Source organism: Halomonas sp. HK25 (assembly GCF_047795635.1).
Classification (GTDB): Bacteria; Pseudomonadota; Gammaproteobacteria; order Pseudomonadales; family Halomonadaceae; genus Halomonas.
On the sequence record NZ_CP181044.1, the window covers coordinates 2,733,424 to 2,748,947 of the forward strand.

At 70.3% G+C, this 15,524-nt stretch carries 13 protein-coding genes; 1 reads left to right on the forward strand and 12 read right to left on the reverse strand.

Features of this window, described 5'->3' with window-relative positions:
• Position 1 precedes the first annotated feature (1 nt).
• The 4 genes from cobF to cbiE are packed head-to-tail and all read right to left on the reverse strand — an operon-like array spanning position 2 to position 3,253.
• Positions 2-802 carry a precorrin-6A synthase (deacetylating) gene (gene cobF / locus ACM26W_RS13000; RefSeq protein WP_416137402.1) on the reverse strand — a complete coding sequence of 267 codons (801 nt, stop codon included), beginning with the start codon at positions 800-802 and terminating at the stop codon, positions 2-4.
• Positions 799-1,605: a precorrin-4 C(11)-methyltransferase gene (cobM, locus tag ACM26W_RS13005; RefSeq protein ID WP_416137404.1), complete on the reverse strand. Its 807-nt coding sequence runs from the start codon at positions 1,603-1,605 to the stop codon at positions 799-801. The genes cobF and cobM overlap by 4 nt, the downstream gene beginning before the upstream one ends.
• Entirely contained in the window at positions 1,602-2,036 is a 435-nt protein-coding gene (locus tag ACM26W_RS13010) for a cobalamin biosynthesis protein (protein ID WP_416137406.1), read from the reverse strand. Before ACM26W_RS13010 ends, cobM begins: the two co-directional genes overlap by 4 nt.
• Positions 2,033-3,253 (reverse strand): precorrin-6y C5,15-methyltransferase (decarboxylating) subunit CbiE, encoded by a 1,221-nt coding sequence (cbiE, locus tag ACM26W_RS13015; protein WP_416137408.1) that lies wholly within the window; start codon positions 3,251-3,253, stop codon positions 2,033-2,035. The genes ACM26W_RS13010 and cbiE overlap by 4 nt, the downstream gene beginning before the upstream one ends.
• Between cbiE and ACM26W_RS13020 the strand changes: the two genes are divergently transcribed.
• Positions 3,254-4,012 carry a cobalt-precorrin-6A reductase gene (locus ACM26W_RS13020; protein ID WP_416137409.1) on the forward strand — a complete coding sequence of 253 codons (759 nt, stop codon included), beginning with the start codon at positions 3,254-3,256 and terminating at the stop codon, positions 4,010-4,012.
• Here the strand turns inward: ACM26W_RS13020 and cobJ are convergent.
• The 8 genes from cobJ to ACM26W_RS13060 are packed head-to-tail and all read right to left on the reverse strand — an operon-like array spanning position 3,976 to position 15,472.
• Positions 3,976-4,803, reverse strand: a complete 828-nt coding sequence (gene cobJ, locus ACM26W_RS13025) for a precorrin-3B C(17)-methyltransferase (RefSeq protein ID WP_416137410.1) — start codon at positions 4,801-4,803, stop codon at positions 3,976-3,978. The two genes, ACM26W_RS13020 and cobJ, sit on opposite strands and share 37 nt — an antisense overlap.
• A complete protein-coding gene (locus ACM26W_RS13030; protein ID WP_416137411.1) occupies positions 4,800-5,540 on the reverse strand; it encodes a precorrin-2 C(20)-methyltransferase in 741 nt (246 codons plus the stop codon). The genes cobJ and ACM26W_RS13030 overlap by 4 nt, the downstream gene beginning before the upstream one ends.
• Entirely contained in the window at positions 5,537-6,166 is a 630-nt protein-coding gene (locus ACM26W_RS13035) for a precorrin-8X methylmutase (RefSeq protein WP_416137412.1), read from the reverse strand. Before ACM26W_RS13035 ends, ACM26W_RS13030 begins: the two co-directional genes overlap by 4 nt.
• Positions 6,150-7,376 (reverse strand): cobalamin biosynthesis protein CobG, encoded by a 1,227-nt coding sequence (locus ACM26W_RS13040; RefSeq protein ID WP_416137413.1) that lies wholly within the window; start codon positions 7,374-7,376, stop codon positions 6,150-6,152. Before ACM26W_RS13040 ends, ACM26W_RS13035 begins: the two co-directional genes overlap by 17 nt.
• Positions 7,376-11,266 (reverse strand): cobaltochelatase subunit CobN, encoded by a 3,891-nt coding sequence (gene cobN, locus ACM26W_RS13045; RefSeq protein WP_416137415.1) that lies wholly within the window; start codon positions 11,264-11,266, stop codon positions 7,376-7,378. Before cobN ends, ACM26W_RS13040 begins: the two co-directional genes overlap by 1 nt.
• A complete protein-coding gene (gene cobW, locus ACM26W_RS13050) occupies positions 11,266-12,366 on the reverse strand; it encodes a cobalamin biosynthesis protein CobW (protein ID WP_416137416.1) in 1,101 nt (366 codons plus the stop codon). The genes cobN and cobW overlap by 1 nt, the downstream gene beginning before the upstream one ends.
• On the reverse strand, positions 12,363-13,748 hold the full coding sequence (locus tag ACM26W_RS13055; protein WP_416140885.1) for a cobyrinate a,c-diamide synthase: 1,386 nt from the start codon (positions 13,746-13,748) through the stop codon (positions 12,363-12,365). Before ACM26W_RS13055 ends, cobW begins: the two co-directional genes overlap by 4 nt.
• The gene (locus ACM26W_RS13060) at positions 13,748-15,472 is read right to left on the reverse strand and encodes an ATP-binding protein (RefSeq protein ID WP_416137417.1); all 1,725 of its coding nucleotides are present in this window, start codon (positions 15,470-15,472) and stop codon (positions 13,748-13,750) included. The genes ACM26W_RS13055 and ACM26W_RS13060 overlap by 1 nt, the downstream gene beginning before the upstream one ends.
• Between the last annotated feature and the right edge of the window lie 52 nt (positions 15,473-15,524).

Consider the following 15,524-nt stretch of genomic DNA (forward strand, 5'->3'; position numbering starts at 1 on the left):
GCTATTGCTCTCTCCTTAATGGCTCTCGCCGTAACAGATAGACGTCCATGATCCAGCCGTGCCGCTCGCGCAGGGCGGCACGCTGCTCGATGATCGACGCGGCCACCTCTTCGAGCCGGCCCTCAATCAGCCGCTGCTTGTCCATGCCCAGATAGGCGCCCCACCAGATATACAGGCCTTCTGGCGGCAGCGTGGCGAAGGCGCCACCGCTATCGAGCATCACCGCCACACTGGCGGCATCGCCGGGCCAGCCGCGCTCGCGCAGGCGACGCCCGGTGGTGATCTGCACCGGTTCCGCCAGCGCATTGAGGGGGATGCGGTGCTCGGCGGTCAGTACCTGCAGGCTGGTAATGCCCGGCACCACGTCTACCTGCAGCGCCAAATCGCTGGCTCGGCCGCCGACGCTTTTCATAACAGCCCCAAGGCGTTGGGCAATACGCAGGCTGCTGTCGTAGAGCGAAGGATCGCCCCAGATCAGCATGCCGACCCGCCCCCCCTGCGGCAGGTGGGTGTCGATCAGCTCTCCCCAGACGCTGGCAATCGCCCCGTGCCAGTCATCCACCGCGTCCAGGTAGTCGGCGCGGGCATCCCGGCGCGGTAGATCGAACTCCACGACTCGAGTGCGGGACGACGCCTCCAGCAGGTTGCGGCACAGCAGCCGGCGCAGGTCCACCAGGTCCGACTTGCCCTCCCCCTTGCGCGGCAGCAGGATCAGGTCGGCCGCATTGAGGGCGCGTACGGCGGCCAGGGTGACATGCTCGGGATTGCCCGTGCCGATGCCGATCAGCGAGAGGTGGATCATGTGTCGTCCTTCTTTTCGCCGGGGGCGGTGGCGGCGAAGGGCGAATCCGCCGACTGGGGCCGAAAGCGCCGGTCGTAGCCGACTGCATAGAGACTACTCTCCTGGAAGTCCTGGCTGTCGAGTACCGGGCCCACCAGGATCAATGCCGTGCGTTGCAGGCTGTCATCGAGCTGGGACGCCAGGGTCGAGAGGCGCCCACGGATCACCCGCTCATCGGGCCAGCTGGCCCGCCAGACGATGGCCGTCGGGCAATCGCCACCATAAAACGGCAGCAGGTCTTCCACCACCTGGGCCAGATTGTGGATGGAGAGGTGGATCGCCAAGGTCGCGCCGGTCCTGGCGAAGTTGGCCAGGGTCTCGCCATCCGGCATGGCACTGGCCCGCCCCGGGGTGCGGGTCAGCACGAGGGATTGAGCCACCCCCGGCAGAGTCAACTCCTGGCCCAAGGCGGCGGAGGCGGCGGCGAAGGCCGGTACGCCCGGGGTGATGGCATAGGGTATTGCCAGCGCCTGCAGCCGGCGCAGCTGCTCGCCCATGGCCGACCACACCGACAGGTCGCCGGAGTGCAGCCGGGCGACGTCCAGGCCGGCGGCATGGGCGGCCCGCATCTCCTCGATGATCTGATCCAGAGAGAGCGGCGCGGTGTTGATAATCCGCGCGCCCGGCGGGCAGTGGGCGAGCAGCGCCTCGTGCACCAGCGAGCCCGCGTAGAGGCACACCGGGCAGGCGGCGATAAGATCCCGCCCACGCAGCGTCAGCAGGTCCGGCGCCCCGGGGCCGGCCCCGATAAAGTGTATCGTCATGCTCGCTCTCCTTTCGGGGCTGCTCTCATAGGGGCTTGCATAGGGACTTGAATAGAGGCTTGGGCCAACGCCGCGGTGGCTTGTCGGTCCGCCGAGATCAGCCGCGGCCCGAGCAGGGTCGCCCCGGGACCCGCCGCCAGCAGGGCCACGGCCTCGGCGACGCTCCCCGTACCCCGCGCCAGCAGGCTCTGTTCGGAGCGGGTCAGGGTAGCGGCCTGCGGCAGGGCGGCATCGGTCACGGCGATCACCGCCATGTCCCGCTCGCGCCCCAGCGCCTGGACCAGCGCCAGCATCGACTGCGCCGCGGCCAGCCGCTCGACCGGGCCGTAACGGCGCTGCAGCTGCTCCAGCGCTTCGCTCAGCGATACCAGGTTGGCGCCACGGCGAAAGCCGAACCCCGCCACTCTTATCGCATCCCCCACCCCGCTCATCGGCTCACCCGCCACTGCACGATGGGGTAGCTGGCCTTCCAGCCCCGCCGGCTGCCGAGGGGCACGGCGGCGGCCAGCTCGAGACGCAGCAGCTCGCCGCCGACCCGCTGCTGCCAGTGGGCCAGCAGCGCTTCGGACTCCAGGGTCACCGCATTGGCCACGATGCGAGCCCCGCTCGGCAGGCGCTGCCAAAGCGTCTCCAGCAGCGCCTGCGATAGACCGCCGCCGATAAAAACCGCATCGGGCGGCGGCTGGCCATTCGGCGCCTGGTCATCCAGCACGTCAGGGGCGAGCCCCTCCACCACTTCGAGCCAGTCGACGCCGAGGTTAGCGGCATTGCGGCGCGCCCGGGCCGCGCGCCCGGCATCGCCCTCGAAGGCCACGGCGCAGTTGTCGGGGTGGGCCAGCAGCCACTCGATGGCGACCGAGCCCGAGCCGGTGCCGATATCCCAGAGCCGCTCCCCCGCTCTCGGGGCCAGCGCGGCCAGCGTGATGGCGCGCACCGCCTGCTTGGTGATCTGGCCATCGTGTTCGAAAAGCGCATCCGGCAGGCCGGGGGTCAGCGGCAGGGCCGGGCCGTCACTGGCTACCTCCAGCCCCACCGCGACGGGATGGGCGATATCCTCCGGCAGAGCGCTATCCGCACGCACGCAGCGGATCCGCTCGCGGTCGCCGCCCAGGGCTTCCAGCAGATGCAGCCGGGAGACGCCAAAACCGAGCTGCTTGAGCCAGCCGGCCAGCTCGGTGACGGCGGCGCCGTCGCGCACCAGCACCAGCAGGCGCCGGCCGCGCTGCAGGTAGCGCCGGATGCGCGTCAGCGGCTTGGCATGCAGGCCCAGGCAGGTGCAATCCTGCAGCGGCCAGCCCAGGCGGGAGGCCGCCAGGCTGAACGTCGAGGGCGCGGGTATCGCCCGCCACTCATGGTCGTCGAGCTGGCGCGTCAGGGTGCTACCCGCGCCGAACCAGAAGGGGTCGCCGGAGACCAGCATCACCACCCGGCGGCCGCGCTCGCTTAGCAGTTTCGGAATGCCATCCACAAAGGGCACCGGCCACTCCCGCACCTCGCAGGCCAGGGGCGGCAGCAGGCGCAGATGGCGGCGCGCGCCAAACACCAGCTCGGCGCCGTCCAGCGCCTGGCGGCTTGCCGCCGTCAGCCCTTCTGTGCCACCTTCCCCCCAGCCAAGCAGCGTTAGCCAGGGAGTGTCGTCGTCTGTCATATGAAAGTCCTGATCCTGGGCGGCACCACTGAGGCCAGTGCCCTGGCCGGCGCCCTGGCCGAGCGCTCCATTGCCGCCCTGTTCAGCTATGCCGGCCGGGTCGCCGCCCCCAAGCCGCAGCCGCTGCCCATCCGGGTCGGCGGTTTCGGCGGCGTGGCAGGGCTGATCGCCTTCCTGATCGAGCAGCGCATCACCCACCTGGTTGACGTCACCCACCCCTTCGCCGAGCAGATGAGCCGCCATGCCGTCGCCGCGGCGCAGCAAGCCGGCATCCGCTGCCTGGCCCTGACCCGACCTCCCTGGGTGCCCCAGATCGGCGACCGCTGGCAACAAGTCGCCAGCGTCCAGGCGGCGGTGGACGCCCTGGCCGGTCCAGCCGAGCAGATCTTGCTGGCCATCGGCCGTCAGCAGCTCGCCGCCTTCGCGGCCCAGCCCCAGCACCACTACCTGCTGCGCCTGGTCGATCCCCCCGAGGTCCCGCCGCCCCTCCCCCATCACCGGGTGATCCTCGACCGCGGCCCCTTTACCCTGGATGGCGATCTGGCGCTGCTGCGGGAACATGGCATCGAGCGCCTGGTGTGCAAGAACGCCGGCGGTACCGGCGCGGTGGCCAAGCTCACCGCCGCCCGCCAGCTGGGCCTGCCGGTGGTGATGATCGAGCGGCCGGCACTCCCTCAGCGTCAAGAAGCCCATTCCGTCGAAGAGGTTCTCTCTTGGCTGTGTCATGCATCCGCCCCGGATACCGAGCGCGGCGTATAGACCCAGGGCGTGCTCTCACTCTCGGCACCCTCGCCACCCTCCTTGTCACTTTCGACAGGGCGCGGGATCAGCCGCGTTTGGCTGGAGCCCACCAACACCAGGGTGCGCATATCGGCCATCTCCGGCTGCGCCTGGCCCAGGGTGGTGACGCTGAGCGACTCCTCTGGCATATAGACGGCTCGGGCGAACATGATCAAACGCTCCGGCCCGCAGGCCTCCCGCAGCACCTCAAGAGCACGTTCGAAGCCCTCCGGCCGCGCCTTGGAGCGGGGGTTGTAGAAGGCCATGGCGAAGTCGGCCTCCGCGGCCAGCCGCAGGCGCCGCTCGATCAGCGACCAGGGCTTGAGGTTGTCGGAGAGGTTGATACAGCAGAAGTCATGGCCCAGCGGCGCCCCCAGCCGCGCACTGGCCGCCAGCATGGCGGAGATGCCTGGCAGCACCTGAATATCCAGTCCACGCCACTCGGGCTCCGCCACTTCCAGCGCTTCGAGTGCCTCAAAGAGCGCCGCGGCCATGGCGAACACGCCGGGATCCCCCGACGAAACCACCACCACCCGGCGGCCGTAGGCGGCCATCCCCAGCGCCGTCTCTGCCCGCCGGATCTCCTCGCGGTTGTCCGAGCCGTGGCGCACCAGCCCCGGCCGCGGGGCCACCCGCTCCACATAGGGCAGATAGCCCACCACGTCGGTGGCATCGGCAAGGGCGGCCGAGACCTCGGGGGTGATCAGCGCCTCAGCGCCCGGCCCCAGGCCGACCACCTTTAACCAACCGGCGTTGCTCTTGGCTGTCATGGCCGCCTCCCGTTGCCATGAATCACCACGATCGAGAAGTAGGGCACGCTCTCGCCGACCTCGCGGAACGGTCGTATGCTCTGCTGGGGCATGGCGGCGTATTCGATCAACCACGCCTCGTCTTCCCGGCCGCTGCTGGCCAGTGCCCGGCGCAGCTTGTCCAGGTTACGGCCGATCTTCATTACCACCAGGGCATCGGTCTGCGCGATGCGCTCGGTCAGCTTCGCCTCCGGCAGGGTGCCCATCAGCACGGTCAGGATGTCGTCGCCCCAGGTCACCGGGCGCCCGGTGGCAGTCCAGGCGGCAGACATGCCGGTGATGCCGGGCACCACCGCCACCGGCACCCGCCCCTGCAGACGCGTATAGAGGTGCATGAAGGAGCCGTAGAAGAACGGATCGCCTTCGCACAGCACCACCACATCACGACCCGCGTCGGCGATCTCGCGCAGCTGCGCGACGCTGCGCTCGTAGAAGGCCGAGAGCAGTTCCTTATAGCGGGGGTCGTCGAAGGGGATCTCGGTGGTAACCGGATACTCCATCGGCAGCTCGACGGCATCGACCGCCAGCAGCCCTTCGACGATGCGGCGGGCGTGGCCGGTGCGGCCCTTCTTGCGGAAATAGGCGATATGCGCGGCCCCGCGGATCAGCCGGTCCGCGCGCACGCTCATCAGGTCCTGGCTGCCGGGCCCCAGGCCAACGCCGTGGACGGTGCCTGGATTTAGGGTTCCCTGGTTCATTCGCTGCGATCCGCCATGGCATTGAGGGCGGCCACCGTCACCGCACTGCCGCCGAGTCGCCCGCGCACGATGCAGCAGGGCGCCGCAGCGCTCTCCCACAGCGCCTGCTTGGATTCGGCGGCGCCCACGAAGCCCACCGGGCAGCCGATAATCGCCGCTGGGCGCGGACAGGCCGGCTCTTCCAGCATATTCAACAGGTGGAACAGCGCGGTCGGTGCATTGCCGATCGCCACCACCGCCCCCTCCAGATGGGATCGCCAGAGTTCCACCGCCGCCGCCGAGCGGGTGGTGCCCAGCTCCCGGGCCAGATCGTGCACCCGCTCGTCGTGCAGGGTGCAGATCACCGGGTTGTCCGTCGGCAGGCGCTTGCGGGTAATACCCTCGGAGACCATACGCGCGTCGCACAGCACCGGCGCGCCGCCCTCCAGCGCCGCCCGGGCGCGGTTTACCACATCGCCGCGGAAATGGATATGCGCGGCGAGTTCCACCAGCCCGGCGGCATGGATCATGCGTACGGCCACCGGCTCCTCCTCGGGCGCGAAGCGCGCCAACTCGGCCTCGCGCCGGATAATGGAAAAGGACTCCCGGTAGATCGCCGGGCCATCCGTTTCATAGACGTAAGGCATCGCTATTCTTCTCTAAGTGTTCGATAACATCGGATTCGGTCAGGCCGGTGGCCAGCGGTACGCCATCGGCGCGACCGCCTTTGATCAGGTCGAAGCGCCCGTTGCGCCCGGTCAGACACAGGTCGGTGGGTTGCTGGCAGGCGCAGCCCTTGGCGCAGCCGGACACGTGCACGCTACCGGCGACCCGGCCACTCAAGCGTTCGGCCAGCGCCAGGGTCTCGACGCTGGCCTGTTCGCAGTGCGGGGCGCCCGGGCACGCCTGCATCGCCAGGCGCGGATCCCGGTCGTCGTCCAGCAGACCCGCTATCGCCGCGCCGCTTGCGCCCTCGCCCTCCAGCAGCAGGCGCCGCCAGGGCGTGACCCTTACCGCGCTGACCGAGTCCGGCGCCACGGCGGCGCGCAGCGCCGCGGCAGACGCCCGCCCGAACGCCAGGCCCACTACCCGACCCCGTGCATGCTCGCCCAAGGCCAGCCGGGCACCAGGCTCGGCGGGCGGTGTCACTGCCGGCGCCCAGGGCGGTAGCGGTGCTGTGTGCCGGCGCATCCGCCCGGCCTCTCGCCCACCGCTGGCGACGAACCAGTGCGCCAGCCGAATCAGCTCCTCGACGGCGGCGGCGGGCGAGTCCACCGGGGTGCCCAGCGCCCGCCCGTCGGCCCGGACTAATAGGCCGCCCAAAGCCCGCGCCTGCAAGTTGCCCGAAGCCCGCGCCTGTAAACCGCCAGATGCCGCGCGCTCGATGCGCAAGTCGGCGGATACGTCACCCAACCGCGGCGCCTCCCCGGCATCGATGGCGATGCCCATCTTGTCCGGCAAGGCCGGCAGCTCATTGAGGCGAGCCTCCAGCAGGCAGGCCGTCTCATGGGTGGCGTCACCGGCCTGCCAGTCGGGGGCCAGCAGCCGTTGGGGGCGGCGCTCGACCTGGGGATCCGGATCGACCAGCCCCTGCTCGACGAGGGCCTCCATCAGCCCGGGCCAGGAGGCGTCCGACACCCCGCGCAGCTGCAGGTTGGCGCGGCTGGTCAGCTCGATCAGGCCGCTGCCGTAGGTCTCCGCCGCGGCGCACAGTGCCAGCATCTGGCCCCGGGTGAGCCGCCCCAGGCGGGGGCGCACGCGCACCAGCAGCCCATCGCCGGTGGCCATGGGCCGCCAGGCCCCGGGGCACCAGCCCTTGATCTGCGGCTTATCCGTCTTATCCACCTTGTCCATCATCAGGGCGCCAGCTCCCGGGTCTCGTCGAACGCCAGCAGCAGCTCCTGAAGGGCCGGGCCCTGCTCGCCGGGCTCCTGCCACAGGCCGCGCTGGACGGCTTCCAGCAGCCGCTCGGCCATCTCCTCCAGCGCCGCCGGGTTGTGCTCGCGCAGGAACGCCTGGTTAGCGGGGTCCATCACCAGCGCCTGGCTGACCTGGGCGTACTGGTAGTCGGCCACCAGGTCGGTGGTGGCGTCATAGGCAAACAGATAGTCCAACGTGGCGGCCATCTCGGAGGCGCCCTTGTAGCCGTGCTCGCGCATCGCCTCGATCCACTTGGGGTTGAGCACCCGGGAGCGAATCACCCGGGCCAGCTCCTCCTTGAGGGTGCGAATCCGCGGCTGCGCCGGGTTGGCGTGATCGGCGTGGTAGATGCTCGGCGCCTGGCCGGCCAGCGAGCGGCTGGCATTGGCCATGCCGCCCTGGAAGGCGTAGTAGCCGTTGGAGTCGAGAATATCGTGCTCGCGGTTGTCCTGGTTCTGCATCACCGCATCCAGACCCTGGAGCTGGCGTTCGAAGGCGCCGCGGGCGGCGGTCCCGGATTCCGGAAACTGGCCATAGGCGTAGGCGCCGGCTGCCAGGTAGGCCTCGGCCAGGTCGTCCGCGCCGTCCCAGGCGCGGCTGTCGATAAGCCGATTCAGGCCGGCGCCATACTCGCCGGGCTTGCTGCCGAAGATCCGGTAGCCGGCTTCCCGGGCGGCGGCCTCCGGAGAGAGGCCCTGGCCTTCGAGCTCCTGCCGGCGGGCCTGCACCGTGGTACGAATGGTGTTGGCGTCACCCGGCTCCGCGTAGCTCGCCACCGCCTGTACCGCGCGATCGAACAGGCGAATGACATTGGGAAAGGCGTCGCGGAAGAAGCCGGAGACCCGCAGGGTGACGTCGACCCGGGGGCGCTGCAGCAGCATGGCGGGAATCACCTCGATATCGATCACCCGCTGCGAACCCAGCGACCAGCGCGGCCGCACGCCCATCAGGGCGAAGGCCTGGGCGATATCGTCGCCACCGGTGCGCATGGTGGCGGTGCCCCAGATCGACAGCCCCAGCCGGCGCGGATAGTCGCCGTGATCCTGCAGATAGCGCTCGACGAACGCCTGGGCGGACTTCTCGCCCAGCGACCAGGCGGCGGGGGACGGAATCGCCCGGTTATCGACGCTGAAGAAGTTGCGCCCGGTGGGTAGCACATCCAGGCGCCCGCGGCTGGGCGCACCGCTGGGCCCGGGGGGGACGAAGCGCCCCTCGAGGCCGTCGAGCAGCGACTGGATCTCCATCTTGGCACCCTGCTGCATGGCGACCCAAAGCCGCTCCCGGGCAAAGCGGCACTGCTCGGCGGTGGCCGGGTAGTCCCGCGCCAGACTCTCCAGGCAGCCCGGCGTCAGCACATACGCCTCCACCAGCCGCTGGGCCAGCAGCTCCAGGCGCTCGCGGGTGTCGGCGGCGCTGCGCCAGGGGGACGCATCCAGCTCGGCCAGGGCCTGAGGCCGCGGCCCGTGCCACGGCTCGGCGCTGGCCATCAGCGGATCGAAGTCGCTGCCCGTGCCGCGCAACCCCAGGTCGTCCGCCAGGTTGTGCAGCAGGCCGCACTGGGCCGGCGACTCGCCTCGCGGCAGCCGCAGGATGGCGACCAGGGTCGCGGCCAGCTTGTCCTGCGGCGGCAGGCTACCCAGCACGTGCAGGCCGTGGCGAATCTGCGCCTCCTTGATATCGCACAGGAAGGTGTCCAGCTCGTTGAGCAGGCGCTCGTTATCCGTGCCCTCCTCACCATCGCCGCCCTTGCCGCTCTGGGCCAGCTCGCGGTCGATGCCGGTGTCGCGCAGGTGGCCAATAATCCGTTCGCGCAGCAGTTCCTCACGCCGCGGGTCCATGCCCAGGGCCTGGTAGTACTCGTCGGTGAGCGCCTCCAGCTCGGCCATGGCGCCATAGAGCTCGGCGCGGGCCAGCGGCGGCATCAGGTGATCGATGATCACCGCCTGGCTGCGGCGCTTGGCCTGGGCCCCTTCGCCGGGGTCGTTGACGATAAACGGATAGAAGTGCGGCAGCGGCCCCAGGGCGATCTCCGGCCAGCAGTCGGCACAGAGCGCGGTGCTCTTGCCCGGCAGCCACTCCAGGTTGCCGTGCTTGCCGACGTGGATCAGCGCATCCACCCGGTAGTGCTCGCGCAGCCAGAGATAGAACGCCAGATAGCTATGGGGCGGCACCAGGGCGGTATCGTGGTAGCTCTGGGTGAGATCATCGACCTGCCCCTCTTCAACCAGGGCCCGCTCCGGCTGAATGCCGACGAAGGTCTCGCCCAGGCGGATCCCGGCAATCATCAACCGCCCCTGGCGGCACTTGGGATCCTGCTCGGGCGGCCCCCAGCGCGTCCACACCGCCTCCTGAAGCGGTGCCGGCAGGGTCCGGAACCAGGCCAGGTAGTCGTCTACGGCGATGCTCTGCCAGCAGCCGCGTTGCGTCAGGCCGCGGCGCTCGTTGGTTACGCTCGCTTGAAGCTGGCGGATCAGCGTGTCGCCATCCTCCGGCAGGTTGTCCAGCGGATAGCCCGCCGCGGCCAGCGCCCGCAGGATCGCCAGGGTCGAGGCCGGGGTATCCAGGCCGACGCCGTTGCCGATGCGGCCATCGCGGTTGGGGTAGTTGGCCAGCACCAGCGCCAGGCGCTTGTCGGCGTTGGCGGTCTGGCGTAGATCGCAGAAGCGCCGCGCCAGCCGGGCGACGAAGGCGGCGCGCTCGGGATGCAGGGCGTGGCGGATCACCGCCAGCTGGCAGCGCTCGCTGTAGTGGGCCTCGCTCTTGAAGCCTACCGCCCGGGTCATGAGGCGGCCATCCATCTCCGGCAGTACCACCTGCATCGCCACGTCGCGGCTGGGCAGGCCGCCGGGCATCGCCTGCCAATCCTCGGCGGTGCAGCTGGCCAGGATCGCCTGCAGGATCACCGGCCGCCCGACGAAGAGCCCGTGGGAGACCTCATCGCCGAGGCTCTCCATCTCATCTGGGTTACGGTTGACCGAGAAGCTGGTGGTATTGATCACCAGCATGGCCCCGGTCTGCTCGATCAGGTGATTGACGAAGGCCACGCTGGCCTCCTCCTTGAGCGACGCCACCGCCACCGCCAGCGGCTCGAGCCCCTGCTCGCGCAGCGCCTCGATCATGCCGTCCAGCACCGCGGTATTGGCGCCCTGCAGGTGGCTGCGGTAGAACAGCAGCAGGCAGACCGGGCGCTCGGGGTCCCTCTGGTCCCGCCATTCGCTGAGAGTAACTTCCTGCCGCCCCGCTGCATCAGGTATGGAAGTGGAGGAAGGCGCGTAGAGCAGCGCTGAAGGAATCACCTTGGGCTCTTGCCAGGCCAGATCCAGTTCCAGGCACTCGCTGCCGACGCAGCGCAGCAGCTGCTCGGCATTGTCCACGCCGCCCTCTCTCAGGTAGCGCCACACCCTGTGGGCCAGGGCGACGGGGACGTTGGACGCCTCCAGCAGGTCGTCGTCCGGGGCGTCGCAGCCCGGCACCAGGATCAGCTGACGCCCCTTGTCGGCGGCGGCCCAGGCCAGCAGGCGCTCGTGCCCGTAGCGCCAGTAGGCGCTGCCGCCCAGCAGCGAGACGATCACCAGGCGCGCCTCGTCCAGCACCCGGTCCTCGTAGAGGTCATAGGCGGCGGGCTTGACCAGGTTCATCCAGTTGGCGAGGCGCAGTGTCGGATAGCCGCCGCCTTCGTTCGCGTCCAGCCGCTCGACCGCCTGGGCCAGCGCCGACAGGCTGCTGTCGGCGGCGGAGAGGATGACGATCTCGGCGGGGCTCTGCTGCAGGTCGACGATGCCTTCATCGTCGACGAACCCACCGGGCTTGGCGGCGAACAGGTGCATCAGCGAGCCGCAGCGATCTCGGCGCCTGCCAGGGCGCGCTGCAGGGCCTGGCTATCCAGCGCCTTGCCGATGATAACCAGTTGGGTAAGGCGCGCTTCGTCGGCCCGCCACAGGCGGTCGAAGTAGCCCTCCTGGCGCTCCCCCACGGCCTGGATCACCCGCCGCATGGGCTTGCCCGGCAGCGCCGCGAAGCCCTTGGCGCGGTAGATCTCATGGCGCTGCAGCAGTTCCTGGAGCCGCGCTGCCAGGGCCTCGCCATCCACCTCGCCGAGGCGAACCACGCAGGAGTCGAAGTGATCATGGGCGTGGTCGTGGTGCCCCCCTACGGCATGGTGGCGATCGTGGTGGTTGTCGATGGCGTCGATATGCCCCTCGCTGGCCGCGCCGATGCCCATCAGGGCTTCCAGCTGGGCCCTGTCGGTGGCCAGGCTCTGGTCGATAAACAGCGTCTTGACCGACGCCGAGACCCGCGCTCGAATCAGCGCCTCCACCCGGGCACGGTCGGCCGGGTCGAGCAGGTCGGTCTTGGTGACCAGCACCAGGTCGGCGGCGCTAAGCTGGTCGTCGAGCAGTTCACGCAGGCTGGGGTCATGATCCAGGGAGTCGTCGGCGCGGCGCTGGGCCTCCACCTTGTCGACATCGCTGGCGTAGCGGCCGGCGGCCACCGCCGGGCCGTCGACCACGGTGATGATGGCATCAACGGTGCAGTGCTGGCGCACCTCCGGCCAGTTGAAGGCCTGCACCAGTGGCTTGGGCAGGGCCAGGCCGCTGGTCTCGATGAGGATATGGTCGATATCGTCGCGGCGCGCCACCAGCTGTTTCATCACCGGCAGGAACTCCTCCTCCACGGTGCAGCAGATGCAGCCGTTGGCCAGCTCATAGATGCCGTTTTCGACCTCTACGGGGGAGCCGCCCTCCTCGTCACAGCCGATGGCACAGCCGCGCAGCAGGCTGGAGTCGATGTCCTGCTCGCCGAATTCGTTGATGATCACGGCGATACGCTTGCCGGTGACCTGACGCAGCATGCCAGCCAGCAGCGTGGTCTTGCCGCTGCCCAGAAAACCGGTCACCACCGTGGCGGGGATCTTGTTCAGATTCATCCGTGGAATTCCTGTGGGGTAGTGGAAGGTGTCTCGTGCGTCGCGCCTGCCGGGGCCGGCGTAAAGAGCCGTGCCAGCGCATCGGGATTGTCGGGGAAGAACAGATGCAGATAGGTCGCCGTCAGGCCGCCCTGTCGATAGATCGCCTCCCCCGGGGCGGGATGGCGCTGACGCCGCCCGTGGGAGATCGGCGCCGGTGTATCGGTCGCCAGCGAGCGGTGATGAGCGTGGGCGCGGACCGGCCCCTCCGGCAGCTCGGCGGTCTGCATGCCCTGGCAACCGCGCCGCCCGCGCATGGCGCCGTGGCCGGGCAGCAGGCCGAGCATGGCGTGGGTCTGCTGGTCGACGTCGGTGAGGGTCTCGAGGCAGTAGAGCAGGCCGCCGCACTCGGCGAGGATCGGCTTGCCGGCGGCGAAGAAGGTCTGAATCTCATCACGCAGCGGGGCATTCGCCGCCAGCCGCGCGGCGTGAAGCTCCGGGTAGCCGCCCGGTAGCCAGAGGGCATCGCAGGGCGGCAGACGGGTATCGCTCAGCGGCGAGAAGAAACACAGCGTCGCCCCCATGCGCTCCAGCAGGTCCAGGTTGGCCTGGTAGATAAAGCTGAAGGCGGCATCCCGGGCCACGCCGATGGTGTGCCCCTGGAGCGAGGTGGGTATCGCCGCGGCAGTGCCGGGCACCGCCGCGAAGCTGACCGGCGGCAGTGACAGCAGCGCCTCCGCCAGCCCCTCGGCGTCGAGCGCCGCGGCGCCGGCCTCGAAGCGGGTCTCCAGCTCGTCGCGGATCTCCGCCGCCTGAACCAGGCCCAGGTGGCGCTCCGGCAGCGCCAGGGCGGGATCCCGCGCCACCGCGGCGAGCAGCGGTACGCTGGCCGGCAGGGCCGCCTCGATCAGCTCCCGATGACGCGCCGAGCCGCAGGCGTTGGCGATCAGGCCGGCGATGCGGATATCGTCGCGGAAGCCCGCCAGGCCGGCCATCAGCGCCGCCGCGGTCTGGGCCATCCCCTTGACGTCCATGACGATGACCAGGGGCAGGTCGAACAGCGCCGCCAGGTCGGCACTCGAGGGCTCGCCATCGAACAGGCCCATGGCGCCCTCCACCAGGATCAGGTCGGCCTGCTGGGCGGCCTCGAACAGACGCTGGCGGCAGTAGGCCTCGCCGGCCATCCACAGATCGAGCTGATCCACCGGCTGGCCCGAGGCCTGGGCCAGGATCTGCGGGTCCAGATAGTCGGGGCCGGTCTTGAAGACCCGTACCACCTTGCCCCGCTTGCGCACCAGCCGGGCCAGCGCCGCGGTCACCGTGGTCTTGCCCTGCCCGGAGGAGGGCGCGGCGATAAACAGCGCGGGACAGGCGGCGCTCGCCGCCGCAGTGGGAGTATTCATCATCTTAGGCCTCCGGCCTCTGGCAAGGGCAGGTAGCGGGCGCCCAACTGGCGGGCGATCTGCGCGCCCCGCCCCCGCTTGACCGCCGCCTGCTCGGTATCCACCACCACGCACTCCCCCAGCGGCGGCAGGCCGGCCAGGGGCTGACGGGTGCGGCCGTCGGTGATCAGATAGGTGCGCACCTGCAGGCCGGCGTGCTGCTGTCGCCACTGGCGAATCAGCCGCGCCGCCCGCAGGATCGCTTGGCGCATTGGCGTGCCGCCGCCACCGCCCACCGCATCGAGCCGTTCAAGCAGCGCCTTGGGGGCACGGCGACGCGGCAGGATCGGCGTCACGCCGTCGCTGCCGAAGCCCAGCACCGCCAGTTGATCGCGGGCGGCATAGGCCTGGCGGGCGACCCGCTCGACCACGCCCTTGGCGCGCCCCAGCAGCTGCTCGCCCAGGGTCGAGGCGGAGGTATCCAGCAGCACCAGATGGAGCACCGGCTGACCGCTGCGCGCCTTGGCGTAGCGCAGCTGCCGCCAGGGCCAGTGGCCACGGTTGGCAACCAGGGTGGCGAACCAGTCCGGCCGTGGCGCATCGCGATGCCCGCGCCGCTGGCCCGGCTGGTGCCCGCGGCGCCTTGCCGAGGCGGCGCACGACGTCGAGGCCACCCTGGGCGCCTGGGCGTCGGGCTCCGGCAGCGCGATGGCCGGCACGCTGACGCTGGGCTGGGCCAGCGGCGGCATGGCGCCCCACTGGCCCTGGGCCTGTGGGGCCTGACCGGCGCCGGATGCCGGACCGGCGGCACTGCCCGAACCAGCGGCGGGAGGCGGCGGCGATCCTGAGGTCGGCGGTGGCGGGGGCGTATCCGAATGTTGGGTGCGGCGATGGGCCAGGACCCAGGGCTCGACGCTATCCAGGTCCTGCTGCTCCACCCGGGTCGCGCCACGCCAGACGGCATGGGCCTGGGCCGCGCGATGCCAGGTCACATCGGCCCGCAACCCCTCCACCGCGGCACGCTCGCAGCCCTGGGCGATATGCTCGTAGACCCACGCCTCGCTGGTGATCTCGTTCAGCGCCTGTTGGGCGCGACGGATACGCTGGCTCAGCACGGCCTGCTCCTCGGCATGCCTAGCAATGAAGCGCTCGGGGTCGCGATCGAAGGCCTCGCGCTGCTGCACGATGGCGACCCGCTCCCGCACGCTTACCGCCGCCTGCTGTTCGAGGCAGAGGCCGAAGCGGTCGAGCAGCTGGGGACGCAGCTCCCCCTCGTCGGGGTTCATGGTACCGATCAGGCTGAAACGGGCGGGATGGGTATGGCTGATGCCGTCGCGCTCGACGACATTGGTGCCGCTGGCGGCGACGTCGAGCAGCAGGTCGACCAGGGGGTCCGGCAGCAGGTTGACTTCATCGACGTAGAGCACGCCGCCGTGCGCCTTGGCCAGCAGCCCCGGCTGGAAGGTCGCCTCGCGCTCGGTGAGCACCCGCTGCAGGTCCAGGCTGCCGGTCAGCCGCTCCTCGCTGGCGCCCAGCGGCAGGGTGACGAAGGGCGGCCGGTGACCCTCGGCGTCGTCGGGCAGCAGCGCCGCCAGCGCCCGCGCCAGGGTGGACTTGGCGCTGCCCCGCGGCCCGCTGATCAGCACGCCGCCCACTCCGGGGCTGGTGGCGTTGAGCAGCAAGGCGGTCTTGAGGGCCTGCTGGCCGACCACCGCAACGAAGGGGAACTCATTTACGGAGATCATCGCGGTGTCGCGCCGGAAAGAACGCGTCGGGACGACGGCAAGCCGCTGGCTG